The following is a 283-nucleotide window of genomic DNA, read 5'->3' on the forward strand; positions in this document are numbered from 1 at the left end:
ATTCCTTATATGCCGACGTGGCGTCGAGACGAAGTGAACGAAACTTATACGAAGCTTCGCGATCAGGAACCCGGCGCAATCAAAAACGAATCGTACAAAAAGTTTCTGGCGCGCGCCCGGAACCCGGCCTTTGAGATGACGAGCGCCGCGATTCCGCGCTATCAGCTCATCTCCGATTTGAAGCCCTCAAAATATTCGGTTATCCGCTACATGTCGAAGGCAGCTACTGCGCTTCAATCAAAATGGCTTTAGACACAGGCTATGGAAGCAGAACCTCTACTTC

Annotated in this window: 1 protein-coding gene; it reads left to right on the forward strand. The window is 50.9% G+C overall.

Going from position 1 to position 283, the window contains the following annotated elements; translation table 11 throughout:
• The coding region (locus AC1RPQ_RS07820; RefSeq protein ID WP_481762236.1) for a hypothetical protein at positions 1-252 on the forward strand (252 nt) is incomplete at its 5' end.
• Positions 253-283 lie beyond the last annotated feature (31 nt).

It is taken from the genome of Dellaglioa sp. CoH-57-MRSF-21 (assembly GCF_056781915.1).